The 13,532-nt window shown below is 71.5% G+C and carries 13 protein-coding genes and 1 riboswitch; of the genes, 9 read left to right on the top strand and 4 right to left on the bottom strand.

Annotated features, from left to right (window positions below):
• Positions 1-413: catalase (locus ACIP93_RS35480; RefSeq protein ID WP_401766118.1), on the bottom strand; the 413-nt coding region annotated here is incomplete at its 3' end.
• 417 nt (positions 414-830) lie between these two features.
• Here ACIP93_RS35480 and ACIP93_RS35475 point away from each other — a divergent pair.
• From ACIP93_RS35475 to ACIP93_RS35435, 9 genes are all read left to right on the top strand, one after another.
• On the top strand, positions 831-1,940 hold the full coding sequence (locus ACIP93_RS35475) for a glycosyltransferase family 1 protein (protein ID WP_401766115.1): 1,110 nt from the start codon (positions 831-833) through the stop codon (positions 1,938-1,940).
• Positions 1,937-3,007, top strand: coding sequence for a glycosyltransferase (locus ACIP93_RS35470; protein ID WP_345218025.1), 1,071 nt, complete (start codon positions 1,937-1,939; stop codon positions 3,005-3,007). Before ACIP93_RS35475 ends, ACIP93_RS35470 begins: the two co-directional genes overlap by 4 nt.
• Complete coding sequence (locus ACIP93_RS35465; protein WP_401766112.1) at positions 3,004-4,038, top strand: glycosyltransferase; 1,035 nt, start codon at positions 3,004-3,006, stop codon at positions 4,036-4,038. Before ACIP93_RS35470 ends, ACIP93_RS35465 begins: the two co-directional genes overlap by 4 nt.
• Entirely contained in the window at positions 4,023-4,859 is an 837-nt protein-coding gene (locus tag ACIP93_RS35460; RefSeq protein ID WP_401766109.1) for a glycosyltransferase family 2 protein, read from the top strand. The genes ACIP93_RS35465 and ACIP93_RS35460 overlap by 16 nt, the downstream gene beginning before the upstream one ends.
• Before the next feature lie 130 nt (positions 4,860-4,989).
• Positions 4,990-5,868: an SDR family oxidoreductase gene (locus ACIP93_RS35455; RefSeq protein ID WP_401766106.1), complete on the top strand. Its 879-nt coding sequence runs from the start codon at positions 4,990-4,992 to the stop codon at positions 5,866-5,868.
• Between the two features lie 256 nt (positions 5,869-6,124).
• A riboswitch (cobalamin riboswitch) is annotated at positions 6,125-6,310 on the top strand.
• Positions 6,311-6,338: 28 nt separating this feature from the next.
• Entirely contained in the window at positions 6,339-7,040 is a 702-nt protein-coding gene (locus ACIP93_RS35450; RefSeq protein WP_345218035.1) for an energy-coupling factor ABC transporter permease, read from the top strand.
• A complete protein-coding gene (locus ACIP93_RS35445) occupies positions 7,037-7,411 on the top strand; it encodes an energy-coupling factor ABC transporter substrate-binding protein (protein ID WP_345218037.1) in 375 nt (124 codons plus the stop codon). The genes ACIP93_RS35450 and ACIP93_RS35445 overlap by 4 nt, the downstream gene beginning before the upstream one ends.
• Before the next feature lie 6 nt (positions 7,412-7,417).
• The gene (gene cbiQ, locus ACIP93_RS35440; protein WP_401766102.1) at positions 7,418-8,167 is read left to right on the top strand and encodes a cobalt ECF transporter T component CbiQ; all 750 of its coding nucleotides are present in this window, start codon (positions 7,418-7,420) and stop codon (positions 8,165-8,167) included.
• Complete coding sequence (locus ACIP93_RS35435) at positions 8,164-9,021, top strand: energy-coupling factor ABC transporter ATP-binding protein (RefSeq protein ID WP_401766099.1); 858 nt, start codon at positions 8,164-8,166, stop codon at positions 9,019-9,021. The genes cbiQ and ACIP93_RS35435 overlap by 4 nt, the downstream gene beginning before the upstream one ends.
• A gap of 254 nt (positions 9,022-9,275) precedes the next feature.
• On the opposite strand, the gene ACIP93_RS35430 is transcribed toward ACIP93_RS35435, so the two are convergent.
• The 3 genes from ACIP93_RS35430 to ACIP93_RS35420 all read right to left on the bottom strand — a co-directional run bounded on the left by ACIP93_RS35430 (position 9,276) and on the right by ACIP93_RS35420 (position 13,392).
• On the bottom strand, positions 9,276-9,620 hold the full coding sequence (locus ACIP93_RS35430; RefSeq protein WP_401766096.1) for a hypothetical protein: 345 nt from the start codon (positions 9,618-9,620) through the stop codon (positions 9,276-9,278).
• A 12-nt stretch (positions 9,621-9,632) separates the two neighbouring features.
• Positions 9,633-12,308 carry a DNRLRE domain-containing protein gene (locus tag ACIP93_RS35425; protein WP_401766093.1) on the bottom strand — a complete coding sequence of 892 codons (2,676 nt, stop codon included), beginning with the start codon at positions 12,306-12,308 and terminating at the stop codon, positions 9,633-9,635.
• Positions 12,309-13,155: 847 nt separating this feature from the next.
• Positions 13,156-13,392, bottom strand: coding sequence for a hypothetical protein (locus tag ACIP93_RS35420; protein ID WP_401766091.1), 237 nt, complete (start codon positions 13,390-13,392; stop codon positions 13,156-13,158).
• Positions 13,393-13,532: the final 140 nt, after the last annotated feature.

The following is a 13,532-nucleotide window of genomic DNA, read 5'->3' as shown; positions in this document are numbered from 1 at the left end:
TGCGCGGCCGCACCACGCGCATGCACCACACGCTCGGGGATGCGCTCGTGGTCGAAGTGGGTGATCTTCTCCCGCAGGTGGTGGTCCTGGAGCAGGACCGGGCCCCGCTCGCCCGCCTTCAGGGAGTGATCGGTGTCGTAGAGCCGGGCGCCCTGCGCGGTCGTCAGATACGCCTCACGCTGCGCCACCACCTCCTGGTCGACACCGGTCGCCTCACCCGTCGGGCTGACCGTCGCGGGCCCCCGCTGGTCCGGCTTCGGCGGCAACGGCCCACGCACCTGCGTCGGCTCCTCCACCGGCACCGGCACCGGCGCCGGACGACCCGGGACATCTGCGTTCGGCGCAGCTGCCCCCTTCTCGCCGGCCTGCTTGTCGGGGTGGTCTGCGGCGCTGCTGGCGCTGGAGCGGTCCACGGGGATTCCTTCCACGTACCAAGATCGGTTCCGGAGTCGTACGTCTGCTGGGTACCCCCGTCGCACAGCCCAAACGGGGAGAACAGGGCGGAAAGCAGCCTTTCCAAGGATCGGGCACCTCCCGTCCCGCCGCACCCGGAGTCCGCCACCGGCGTCCCGGCTGGCAGGCCCGGCGGGGGTGCGGCAGAGTGGGCGTAGCCGCAACGTAACTCTGTGCGACGGAGGTCCGGTCATGTGCCTCGCCGCACCCGTTGCGACCGTGTCGACCCCGGTTCCCACCGGGCTCTCCGTGTGACACACGTCGTGGCTCCCGGAGGCTCGGCGCACCGGGCAGAACGGCGATCCCCTCGCCATACGACAGGACCGCTTCCGCAGCGGGTCCCGTGCCGTCGCGCCCAAGGCAGGAGCCCATCAGCCATGATCCGCCCCAGTTCGCTAGCGTCCCCGCACGCCCCGGCCGGCCCGGGCGTGATCCGCGTCGCCTCCGTGCCCTCGGGTCATGTCTACGTGAGGCACTGCGCGGACGGGCGGCAACCCGACGGCGTGGTGCGGCTCGCGGACCCGAGACCCAACGGCGCGCCCAGTAATTCCCAGCAGTGGTGGCCGCCGGTCATGCTCGATCCCGCGTGGGTGCGCGCCCATCACACCGAGTTCGACCTGTTCCACCTGCACTTCGGCTTCGACGCGCAGACCCCCGCCCAACTGGCCGAACTGGTCCGCACGCTCAAGGAGTTCCGCAAACCCCTCGTCTACACCGTGCACGACCTGCGCAACCCGCACCAGGCCGACCCCGCCCCGCACGACGCGGCACTGGACGTCCTGATACCGGCGGCCGACCACCTCTTCACGCTGACCCCGGGGGCGGCCGGCGAGATCGCCCGGCGCTGGAACCGCCACGCCACCGTCGTCCCCCATCCCCACGTGGTCGAGGAACCCCGGCTGTCCGCCCCGCGCCCGGAGCACGAGGGCTTCCGGGTGGGCCTGCACGCGAAGAGCCTGCGCCCCAACATGGCGCTGCTGCCGGTCCTGGAAGTGCTCACCGCCGCCGTCGGGGAACTGCCCGACGCCGTGCTCCAGGTGAACCTCCACCGCGAGGCGGCCGACCCGGGCGCGCACGCCCACGCCCCCGAGGTCGTGGCGGAGCTGCGCGCCCTGGCCGCCGCCGGGCGCATCGTGCTGCGCGAGCACGACTACTTCGACGACGACCAGCTGTGGGACTACCTTTCCTCCCTGGACCTCTCGGTGCTGCCGTACGCCTTCGGCACCCACTCCGGCTGGCTGGAGGCCTGCCACGACCTCGGCACCGCGGTCGCCGTCCCGACCTGCGGGTACTACGCCGAGCAGCGGGCCTGCCTGCGGTACGGGCTCAGCCTCGCGGACGGGCTGCACGCGGGCTCGCTGCGGGCGGCCGTGCGCGAGGCGTACCGCACCCGCCCGCAGTGGCGCGCCGACGCCGCGGACCGGGCGGCCGAGCGGGCCCGGGTGGCCGAAGCGCACCGCGCCGTCTACCAGGAACTGCTGGCGTGAGCGACCCGCTGCGCGTCGCTCTGATCGCCTCCGTGCGCTTTCCCGTCAAGGAACCCTTCGCCGGCGGGCTGGAGGCGCACACCTGGACCCTGGCCAGGGCCCTGCGGGAGCGCGGCCACCGGGTGGACCTGTTCGCCGCCCCCGGCTCCGACCCCGGACTGGGAGTGCGGGAACTGCCGGTCCACCTGCCCGTGCTGAGCAAGGAGGCCCGGGCGGACGTCAGCATGCCCGATCCCAGGTGGCTGGAGGAGCACCATGCGTACCTGCGGCTGATGCTCGACCTCGCCGCGGACGACGGCCGCCGCTACGACGTCATCCACAACAACAGCCTCCACTACCTGCCGGTCGCCATGTCGCCCGCGGTGCGCGGCCCGATGTTCACCACCCTCCACACGCCCCCGACGCCCTGGCTGGAGTCCGCGATGCAGGCCCACGGCCCCCACCGGGCGGTCTACAGCGCGGTCAGCCTGCACACCGCGTCCTCCTGGCACCCGCTGGTCGCCGACGCCCGCGTCATCCGCAACGGCGTCGACACCCGCCGCTGGCGGCCGGGCCCCGGCGGCGACCAGTTGGTCTGGTTCGGCCGGATCGTGCCCGAGAAGGGGCCGCACCTGGCGGCGCTGGCCGCCCGGAAGGCGGGCCGCCGCCTGCGCCTGGTGGGGCCCGTGGGCGACCGCGGGTACTTCGATACGAACCTGCGCCCGCTGCTGGACGAGAACATCACCTACGCGGGCCACCTCACCGGCCGCGACCTGGCCGAACTGGTGGGCCGTTCGGCCGCCGCCCTGGTCACCCCGTGCTGGGACGAGCCGTACGGACTGGTCGTCGCGGAGGCGCTGTCCTGCGGGACACCGGTGTGCGCGTTCGACCGCGGCGCTCTCGGCGAGATCCTCACCCCGGAGTGCGGGACCCTCGCCCCGCCGGGCGACGTGGACGCGCTCGCCGACCTGATCGGCCACGCCGTACGGCTGGACCGCGGATCGGCGCGGCGACGGGCGGAGGACTTCTGCTCGCTGGAGGCGATGACCGACAACTACACCGACTTCTACCACGAGCTCGCCGCATGATCGGCTACTACGTCCACCACCACGGCCGCGGCCACCTGCACCGCGCCGTGTGCGTCGCGCACCGCCTGCGCACCCCGGTGGCGGGCTTCTCGTCGCTTCCCCGCCCCGCCGGCTGGCCGGGGGAGTGGACCGAGCTGCCGAAGGACACCGGCGCCGGGGCGGAGGGCGCGGCCCCCACCGCGGGCGGCACGCTCCACTGGGCGCCGCTGGGCCACGCGGGGCTGCGCGGACGCATGGGCGCGATCGCCGGGTGGATCGCCGAGGCGGGACCGGACCTGTTCGTCAGCGACGTCTCCGTCGAAGTCGCCCTCCTGGCCCGGCTGATGGGGGTGCCCGTGGTGGTGGCCGCGATGCGCGGCGACCGCTTCGACACCGCCCACCGCACGGCGTACGACCTGGCCGACGCCCTGCTGGCCCCCTGGCCCGCGGCCTGGCCCGAGCCCGGCTGGCCGGACCACTGGCGGGCGAAGACCACCCACACCGGGGCCTTCTCCCGCTACGACGGCCGGCCGCGCCCCACGTGGGAGGGGACCCCCGCCCCGTCCCGCCGCTCGGTCGTCGTGCTGCTCGGCGCGGGGGGTGACGGCATCACCGAGGACGACGTCCGGCGCGCCCGCGAGAAGACCCCCGACTGGGAATGGACCGTCCTCGGCGGAACCGGAGGGCAGTGGACCGACGACCCGTGGCCGCTGCTGTGCCGGGCGGACGCGGTGGTGACCCACGCGGGCCAGAACGCGATCGCCGAGTGCGCGGCCGCCCGCACCCCGGCGCTCGTCATCGCCCAGGACCGCCCGCACGACGAACAGCGGGCGACGGCGAGGGCGCTGCACGGGGCGGGACTCGCGACCGTGCGGTCCGGCTGGCCGGCCCCGGAGGAGTGGCCGGGGCTGCTGGAGCGCACCGCCCGCGCCCCGGCCGACCGCTGGGCCCGGTGGGCGCCGGGCGACGGAGCCGACCGGGCCGCGCAGCTCCTCGACCACCTGGCCACGGCCGGACCGGCCCTCGGGAGGCAGCCGTGCGCACAGCGGTGATCACCCTCGTCGCCGGACGCCACCGCCACCTCCTGCTGCAACAGGACGGCCTGGCGGCGGGCGAACGGCAACCCGACCACTATCTGGCCGTCACCATGGGCGACCCGGCCGTGCCCGCGCTCCTGCGCGGCCGGCGGCCGGTGGCCGAGACCCTCGCCGTGCCCGTGCCGTCCGACGGGCGGCTCCCGCTGGCCGCCGCCCGCAACGCCGGGGCGGCGAAGGCCCTGGCCGCCGGGGCCGACCTGCTGGTCTTCCTCGACGTGGACTGCGTACCGGGAACCCGGCTGCTCGCGCGGTACGCCGAGACGGCCACGGACGGCGCCCTGCTGTGCGGCACCGTCGCCTACCTGCCGCCACCGCAGCCCGGCGGATACGACCTGGCCGCCCTGCACACGCTCGCGCCGCCGCACCCGGGCCGCCCCGTGCCCGCCGACGACGAGGTGCTGGGCAATGGGAACCACGACCTCTTCTGGTCGCTGTCCTTCGCCCTCACCGCCCGTACCTGGCACACCGTCGGCGGCTTCTGCGAGGAGTACAGCGGCTACGGCGGCGAGGACACGGACTTCGCCCGGCTGGCCGCCGCCCGCGGCGTCGAGCTGCGGTGGGTGGGAGGCGCGCCCGCCCACCACCAGCACCACCCGGTCTCCCGCCCGCCCGTCGAGCACGTCGACGACATCGTCCGCAACGCGTCCCTCTTCCACCGCCGGTGGGGAACCTGGGCGATGGAGGGCTGGCTGCGGGAGTTCGCCGACCTGGGCCTGGTCGCCCGCGCGACCACGGGCGACGGATGGCGGGTGACCGCGCGGGAGGCCGCGGGGTGACGGCCGGCGGAGCCGGGGAACCCGCCCGGCGGCCAATGCGTGAAACCCCGGCCCACGGGACACACGACCTTCCGGGGCAAGGACCTATCCCCACGAACCAGAGCAAAGCGCACCACAGGAGGAACAACCGATGGGCGAGACGCCGCAGCACCCCAGGACGAAGCACCCGCAGCCCCCGTTCCCCCAGCAGGACCAGGAGCCGCCGGGCACGACCGCGGCCATGGACCCGGTCCCCGACCACGGCGAGGAGTCCTACCGGGGCAGCGGTCTCCTGCCCGACAGGGCCGCCGTGGTGACCGGCGGCGACTCGGGCATCGGCCGGGCCGTCGCGCTCGCCTACGCCCGTGAGGGGGCGGACGTCCTCTTCACCCACCTCCCCGAGGAGGCGCGGGACGCCCAGGAGACCGTGCGCCTGGTCGAGAAGGCCGGCCGCCGGGCGGTGGCCGTGCCCTGCGACATCCGGGAGGAGGAGCAGTGCCGGGCGCTCGTCGAGCGGGCCGTCGCGGAGTTCGGGCGGATCGACGTACTGGTCAACAACGCGGCGTACCAGATGGCCCAGCCCGAAGGCATCCAGGACATCAGCACCGAGCAGTTCGACCGGGTGGTGCGCACCAACCTGTACGGCATGTTCTGGCTGTGCAAGGCGGCCGTGCCGCACATCCCCGCGGGCGGCTCGATCATCAACACCACCTCGGTGCAGGCCTACCAGCCCAGCCCGCAGCTCCTCGACTACGCCATGACGAAGGGCGCGATCGTCACGTTCACGAAGGGCCTCGCGCAGATGCTGGTCGACCGGGGCATCCGCGTCAACGCCGTCGCCCCGGGCCCGGTGTGGACCCCGCTCATCCCGGCCACGCTGCCGGACACCGAGGAGTTCGGCGCGCAGTCCCCGATGGGCCGGGCGGCACAGCCCGCGGAGATGGCCCCCGCGTACGTCTTCCTCGCGTCGGAACAGGCGAGCTTCATCACCGCGGAGATCATGAACGCGACGGGCGGCACACCCCTGTAGCCCACCGCCGGACGCCCCCCCCGCGCTGCCGCCGCCGGCGCGGGGGCGGGCGCAACGGACGAGCCCCGGCCCCCTCCCTCCGGCGGCCTCCGGCCGGCACGGGTCCTGGCACTGGTTCCGGCACCGGTTCTGGACGAACCGACGCACCACCTCGGCGTCCGCGCCCAGTTCGAACTCCCGCACCTGACGCGCCCCACCGGCACCACGACGCCGGCGGCCACGCCGGTCCGTGGTTGTCATGCGCAGGACCTGGGCAGTAGTGTCCACCTGCCTTGGTGTACGGGAAATCCGGTGAAGTACCGGTGCGGCCCTCGCCACTGTGATCGGGAAGTCCTGCTCCAGCCCCTCGCGGGCAGCCACTGGGTCCTCGGACCTGGGAAGGCGGAGATCCGGGCGGTGTCACCCGTCAGCCAGGAGACCGGCCAGGGCACTTCAACCGTCCACGAGGTGCTGGAGAGGTCTGCTGAGCCATGCACATAGCCGAGGGGTTCCTGCCCCCAGTACACGCGATCGCCTGGGGCGTCGCGGCTGCCCCGTTCGTCGTCCACGGAGTGCGTTCCCTGACCCGGGAGGTCAAGGAACACCCGGAGAGCACGCTGCTCCTCGGCGCCTCCGGGGCGTTCACCTTCGTTCTCTCCGCACTCAAGCTGCCCTCGGTGACCGGCAGCTGCTCCCATCCCACCGGCACGGGCCTGGGCGCCATCCTGTTCCGGCCGCCCATCATGACGGTGCTCGGAACGATCACTCTGCTGTTCCAGGCACTGCTCCTGGCGCACGGCGGACTGACCACCCTGGGAGCCAACGCCTTCTCCATGGCGGTCGTCGGCCCCTGGACCGGATACGGCGTCTACCGGCTGCTGCGCCGCTACGACGTCCCGCTCATGGTCACCGTCTTCTTCGGGGCGTTCGTGGCGGACCTGACCACCTACTGCGTCACCAGCGTGCAGCTCGCGCTCGCCTTCCCCGACCCGAGCGGCGGATTCCTCGGCGCACTGGGCAAGTTCGGCTCCATCTTCGCCCTCACGCAGATCCCGCTGGCCGTCAGCGAGGGCCTGCTCACGGTGCTCGTCATGCGGCTCCTCGTCCAGTCCAGCAAGGGCGAACTGACCCGCCTGGGCGTGCTCGTCACCGGTGGACGGCGCGACTCCGTCTCCGAGGCGGTGGCCCGGTGAAGCGGAACACGAAGATCAACCTGCTGCTCCTGCTCGTGGTGGCCGCGCTCGCGGTCCTGCCGCTCGCGCTGGGTCTCGGCGACCACAAGGAGGAGCCCTTCGCCGGGGCCGACGCCGAGGCGGAGACGGCCATCACCCAGATCGACCCGGACTACGAACCGTGGTTCTCCCCGCTCTACGAACCGCCCTCGGGGGAGGTCGAGTCCGCCCTCTTCGCCCTCCAAGCGGCCCTCGGCGCCGGCGTCCTGGCGTACTACTTCGGGCTGCGCCGCGGACGCAGGCAGGGGGAACTGCGCGCCGCGCACCGCACCGGAAGCGGCACCGGCACCGCCGAAGCGGCCGCGGACCCACCTGCCGGGGACCGGACCTGAGCCCACGTGCTGCCCATCGACGTGGCGGCGCACAGCAGCCGCTGGCGCCGCCGCCACCCTCTCGACAAAGCCGTCCTCGCCCTGGGCCTCACCGCACTCGCCGTCACCCTGCCGCCGTGGCCGGGAGCCGTACTCGTACTCGTCACGGCACTGGTGCTCCTCCTGGGGCCGGCCGGAGTCACCCTCCGCAAGGTGTGGCGCGCCTGGCGGGTGCCGCTCGGCTTCTGCGTCACGGGTGCGGCCACCCTGACCGTCCAGGTCGGTGCGCCCGGCGCGTTCCTCGCTCTCGCTCCGCACGGCTGGGAGCACGCGACGCAGGTGCTGCTGCGCTCGTCGGCCGCGTCCCTGGGCGTGCTGCTGCTCGCCTTCACCACACCCGTCACGGATCTGCTGACGTGGCTGCTGCGGCTGGGCGTTCCGGCGCCGGTGGTGGACGTGGCCCTGGTGATGTACCGGATGATCTTCCTCCTGCTCGAGTCCGTCCGCCGCATCCGCGAGGCACAGGCCGCGCGGCTCGGCCACACCACGCGCACCGCCGCCTTCCGCTCCCTGGCGGGGCTCGGCGCCGTCGCCTTCGTCAAGGCGTTCGACCAGGCGGGCCGCATGCAGCGCGGGCTCGCGGGGCGCGGCTACGACGGCACCCTGCGCGTCATGACGCCCGACCTGCACGTCTCCCGCCGCTTCGTACTCCTCTCCCTGGTCCTGCTCACCGCCCTGGTGATCCTCACCCTCGTACTCGAAAGGCTGCTGCCATGAACCACGACGCCGTGGTGAGCCTGCACAGGGTGTCGTTCGCCTACGAGGACGGTCCCGCCGTGCTCAGCGACTTCGACTTCGCGATCGGCGCGGGGCGCGCCCTCGCGCTCCTCGGCAGGAACGGCAGCGGGAAGACCACCCTCATGCGGCTGCTCAGCGGAGGGCTGCGCCCCCGCACGGGCCACCTGGCCCTGGAGGGGAGGCCGGTGACCTACGACCGGGCGGGCCTGACCCGGCTGCGCACCAGCGTCCAGCTCGTGCTCCAGGACCCCGACGACCAGTTGTTCGCCGCTTCGGTCGCCCAGGACGTGTCCTTCGGGCCGCTCAACCTCGGTCTGCCGCCCGCCGAAGTGGCCGACCGGGTCGCCCGGGCGCTCGCCGCCCTCGGCATCACCGATCTCGCCGAACGCCCCACCCATCTGCTCTCCTACGGTCAGCGCAAGAGGGCGGCCATCGCCGGAGCCGTCGCCCTGCGCCCCCGCCTGCTCGTCCTCGACGAGCCCACGGCCGGCCTGGACCCGGAAGGGCAGGAACAACTGCTCGACACCCTCGCCGGGCTCCGGGCGGGCGGGACCACCGTCATGATGGCCACCCACGACGTGGACCTGGCACTGCGGTGGGCCGACGACGCCGCCCTGCTCACCCCGTCCGGGGTGCGGCTGGGCGCGGCACCCGACACCCTGGCCCGGGGCGACCTCCTGGAGCAGGCGGGACTGCGACCCGCCTGGGGGATCGCGGCGTCGCGGCTGCTGCGCGCGCAGAATCTGCTGGACCGGGAGGCGCCGGGGCCGCGTACCGCGTCGGAACTCGACACGTACACGGCCCTGGTGCGGGGTGCGCAGGCTGCGGAGTGAGCACCCGCGCCCGGGGCGCGGCCCGTGACGGTGTGTCCGACGCTCGACCGCCCGCCGGAAGAAGAGGCCGTCGACGACCGCCCGATGACTCCTCCACCGTCCGCCCCGTGCCGTGTTCTTCGGCAGGTGCGAACCGGAACCGCGGGCGGCGCCGCGCCCCCTCTCGTCCCGGCAAAGGTTCGACACCCCGTGCAGGCCGGGGGCTTGAGCCACGAGGACATTGATGCCCGCGTGTGTGGTGGTGAGGCCCTCCCCTACCAGGGCCAGGGCGCGTCGGGGTTGACTGATCCGACGGCCAGACCGCCCAGAACGGCAGGCAGCCAGGTGAGCCCGGTCCAGGACTTGGAGGCATGGCCCATCGCGGTACCTGCCAGCGTCGGGAGTACGCACCCCAGGAGCAGCAGTGGGACCAGATCGGAACCGCCGAGGCCGTAGTGGTGAGTGAGCGCGTACCCGGAACTGGTGGCCATGGCTGCGAGCAGCAGGTCCCTGACGTTCACCGTGTCCAGCGCCGGAAGTTCAGTGCCCTTGCCGCGGCGCAGCAGGTAGGTGATCAGGATCGCCACCTCGGTGACGACGAAAGCGAGTGCGATCAGCATCTTGGATCCCGGTCAGAACTTGCAGTTGTTCTGGATGCTGGCGTATCCGAGGATGGCGGCAACGATCTTGCGTCCCTCCACGGTGAGCTTGCGCCGCTTCTTCCAGGTCTGGATGAGCTTGGCGGTCTTCTTGAAGCCGATCTTCTTGATCAAGCGCACGGCGACGATGACCTTCTTGCTGGAACCGGCCGGGGTGAACCCGTAGATGAAGCCGGCGACGGACGCGGCACACTTCGTGATCTTCCAGGCGGTGGACCAGAAGGACGGGTCGATCACGAGGGGGAACTTGGAGTTCGCATCGAAGTCGACGTGCTGCACCAGCTTGTTCCCGACGACCTTGTAGCTGGTCGGCACGTCCTTGCCCTGCGCGTCCTTGGCCCAGGGGGCCTCGAAGAAGCCCGCCTCCCCCTTGCTGTCGTCCTGGGGAAGGACGGAGACGGATCCGTCGTCGTGAGGGACCGCCTTCATCCCGGCCGGGAGGGTGAAGCTGGTCTCGTAGTCGTGCGGTGCGCTGCTGTTCTTGATGATCTGCAGAGTACGGCTGCCGCCGTCCACCGTGGGCTGCACGACGGTGTCGACCGGGCCGCTGGACGTGTAGACGACGTTGCCTCCGATCGCGGTGCCCTTGGTGTCGACTGCCGGGAGGCCCAGTTTGGTCGGCATCTTCGCGTTCTGGACGTCGATCGTGCCGTCCTTGCCGTTCCAGGGCACGCCGACGGTGTTCTCGTCGGTGGCGGCGATGGCGGCGTACTTCTCGTCGGAGGAGGTCGCGGCAGTGGTGTCGGCGGCCTCGGAGTAGGCGTTGGCCAGTCCGAGGGCTTCCTCCGCAGCGGTGAGCTTCCAGGCCGTATCGACGTAGAACTTCACCGGTGAGGACCAGCCGGCGGAGTAGTGGGTGCCGTCGAAGGCGGTCGTGCGGAAGCTGTAGGTCTTGCCCGAGGTCAGTTTGCCTGCCGGGACCTTGACCGAAGCCGTGGTGTTGCCCGGGACCTTCTCGGAGTTGACCGTGGCGACGACCTTGCCGGTGGCGTCGTCGGTGATCTCGAAGGTGCCCTGGACGGTGTCCTCGGGGTCGGAGTCGGCCATCGACGCCCGCAGGGTCGGGGTGGTGGAGTTGACCTTGAAGATGCCGCCGGAGGAGATGAACGGGGTGCCGGCCTGGAGGTTGGCTCCGTCCCCCGGGCGGTAGTTGTGGGTGACTTCGAGGGTCGGGACCTGGTCCTGGTCGGCGGTCTCGGCGGAGTAGAAGCGCTTCCAGCCGTAGGTGTCGGATTCGTCTGCGGCCTTGAGTCCGACGGATCCGCTCGTGGCCTTCGCGGACGACCAGGTCTGGGCGAGCTGCGTGATGTCGGCGTTCACCCAGCCCGGGGCGGTGCCGGGCTTGGTCCCGGTCGAAGTGGCGGCCTTCGCCTTGAGCGCCGGCTGCTTGGTCCAGCGGGTGTTCTTGTCCGCCGGGTCGGCGGCCCATACCTCCCAGCCGCGTGCCTCGCCCGACCAGGAGTGGTAGTTCCACAGCTTGAGGTTCGCCTTGGAGACGAGGGAGTCGGCGAAGCCGGCGGTGTTGAACGTCAGGAAGGAGCGGGCGGTGCGCTTGGTGGAGCCCGAGTAGTCGCCGGGCCAACCGATCTTGAGGTCGGTGCTGGCGGACTGATCGGTGGTGTCACCGGCCTGGACGAATGTGTCGAAGAGGACGTCCAGCACATTGGCTGCCGGGTCGATCGTCACGGGGTACTGCGTGCCGGCGTCGTTCAGCCAGTCGATGTCCGGGGTGAGGGTGAGGGTGACGGTGTTGCCGGACTGGGCGACCGTCATGTCGACGGCATGACGGTTGGTGTGCTCCAGCGACTTGGGGTCGCGCTGGGAGTCCCACATCACCGGCGACGGCATCACTGCCGACTTCCCGCCGTCGGCATCGGTGAAGGTGACCGACCCGTCCGGGTTCTGGGCGGCCTTGGTGCCGTCCGGGACGGTCATCGGCAGTACCATCGGGGCCCCCTTCCGGGGGGCCCGGTGCAACTTCAGGTACTGCTCGAACCCGGTGCGGGTGGCCTCGACGATCAGGTCGCCGCCAGGCACCGCTTCCCTGTAGGTGGCGGTGTTGGCGGACAGTGCGGGGGCCGGCAGGCCCCCCTTCCACTGCAGGGCGAGCTTGTCACGGCCCTGGCCCAGGGAGACCAGGTCCTTGGCCTGGGAAGGGGCGGCCTTGGCCATGGCCTCGATGGACTTGGGCAAGGCGCCTTCCTTGCCGGCGATCTTCAGGTGCTCGGGGTGCGCCTTGGCCTGGACGGAGCCGTCCTTGGCGCGCTCCAGGTCGAGGTCGACCGGTACCCAACTGCCGTCCTTGACCATCCGGACGGGGCCGGCGGCCGTCTCTGTGGTGAGGGTGCCGTCGGGGTTGGCGAAGGTGGTGTCGGTTTCCGTGCGCATCTGCAGGACCTCGACCTTGTGGCCCTGCGCCGCTGCAGCCGCCTGCGCCGCGTCGACTGTTTCGGCTTCCTTGATCGGATGGGCGGTGAAGGTCTTCAGGGCCTTCTCCAACTCCGTCATCGCCTGGTCTTCCCGCTCATCGGTCACCCTCGTCCGATCGTCCGCGGTGGCGACGTGAGCGGTGGAGAGGAGGACCGCACCGGCGGTCAGCACGGCTATCCCTGAAACCGCGGTGGCGCGGGAGCGACTGGCGCTGTTCATGTGTGTTGTGTTCCTGAGGCTTGTCTACGCGCCCACACACCTGCGTGGGGAAGTGGACCGGATCGATTCCGGGCCGAGCGCCGACGCAGTGGCTGGGGGCAGTGGTGAAGGGGTGACACCTTTCCCAGGTGACCCGTTCATGACTCTGGCATATGCCGCACCAGGTACGGAAGGGGGCATGTGAGATAAATAAGTTTATGGCCTTTGGTCCCGAAGCGGTTAAATTACCTTTTTCTGCGGCATTCTGACGACTCGTCGGCCTGCGCAGGCGGGTACGGGAAGCGCTGCGCGACACTCGCCCTGTGGAATGGCGCGAGCAGAGGCAAGCGGCAGAACAGACCGGTGACTGGGGTGCGGCCGGCTCGCCGCTCAGGGCTCGTGCCAGGGGCTGCTGCACCGACCTCCTCGCGCGACAGCCTTCTGCGACACATGTGTCCGCGTGTTCGTGCGGAGCGATTCGTCCAGCTCGTCGAACTCGCGCTCACGGATGTCCAGGCGCGTCGGCGACTCAACAGATCGCTGCGCGAACGGGGGATCGGCACAACGCTGAGGCCGGCGACAGCAATGCCCTGTTGGGCAGACCGTTCCGCTCTTGCAGACCACCCCGTCGAAGACGGACCAAGAGCGACTTGTCTTGGTCACGCCGGAGTTGGCGGACGTGTTGAGTACGGTCGTCTCTCGAGTCCGAGGCTCGGACGGGAGAGTCCCCGTTCTTCGCAGCTACGACCACTACGAACGGGTCTGGAACCCGCCGATGCCTCTCCTGTTCCAGGATCGCTCCGGTGGCTACCTGCGTCCGCTGTCACGAGCGATGATCCGTCGGGGACTCGACGTCACCATGTTGGCCTCAGGTCTGACGGACAGCGCGGGTGACCCCCTCATCTTGCAGCCCCACGACTTCCGGCAGATCTTCATCACGGACTCCGTCCTCAACGGCCTGCCACCTCACATCGCCCAGGTCATCGCTGGTCACGACCACGTCGGAACGACGATGGGACACGCCGCGATCTACCCCACTGATGCCATCGAGGCACATCGAGCGTTCGTCGCCCGGCGCCGGGCTCTGCGGCCTGCCGACGAACACGCACCGTCACCCCTGAGGAATGGGGAGAGTTCCTCGGACACTTTGAGCGCCGCAAGCTCGCCCTGGGCGACTGCGGCCGCGCATACGGAACTGACTGTGCTCACGAACACGCTTGCGTCCGATGCCCCGCCCCGATCGTC

The organism is Streptomyces sp. NPDC088745, from assembly GCF_044751045.1.
Lineage (GTDB): Bacteria > Actinomycetota > Actinomycetes > Streptomycetales > Streptomycetaceae > Streptomyces > Streptomyces cremeus.
This window is presented reverse-complemented; position numbering and strand designations above follow the sequence as displayed.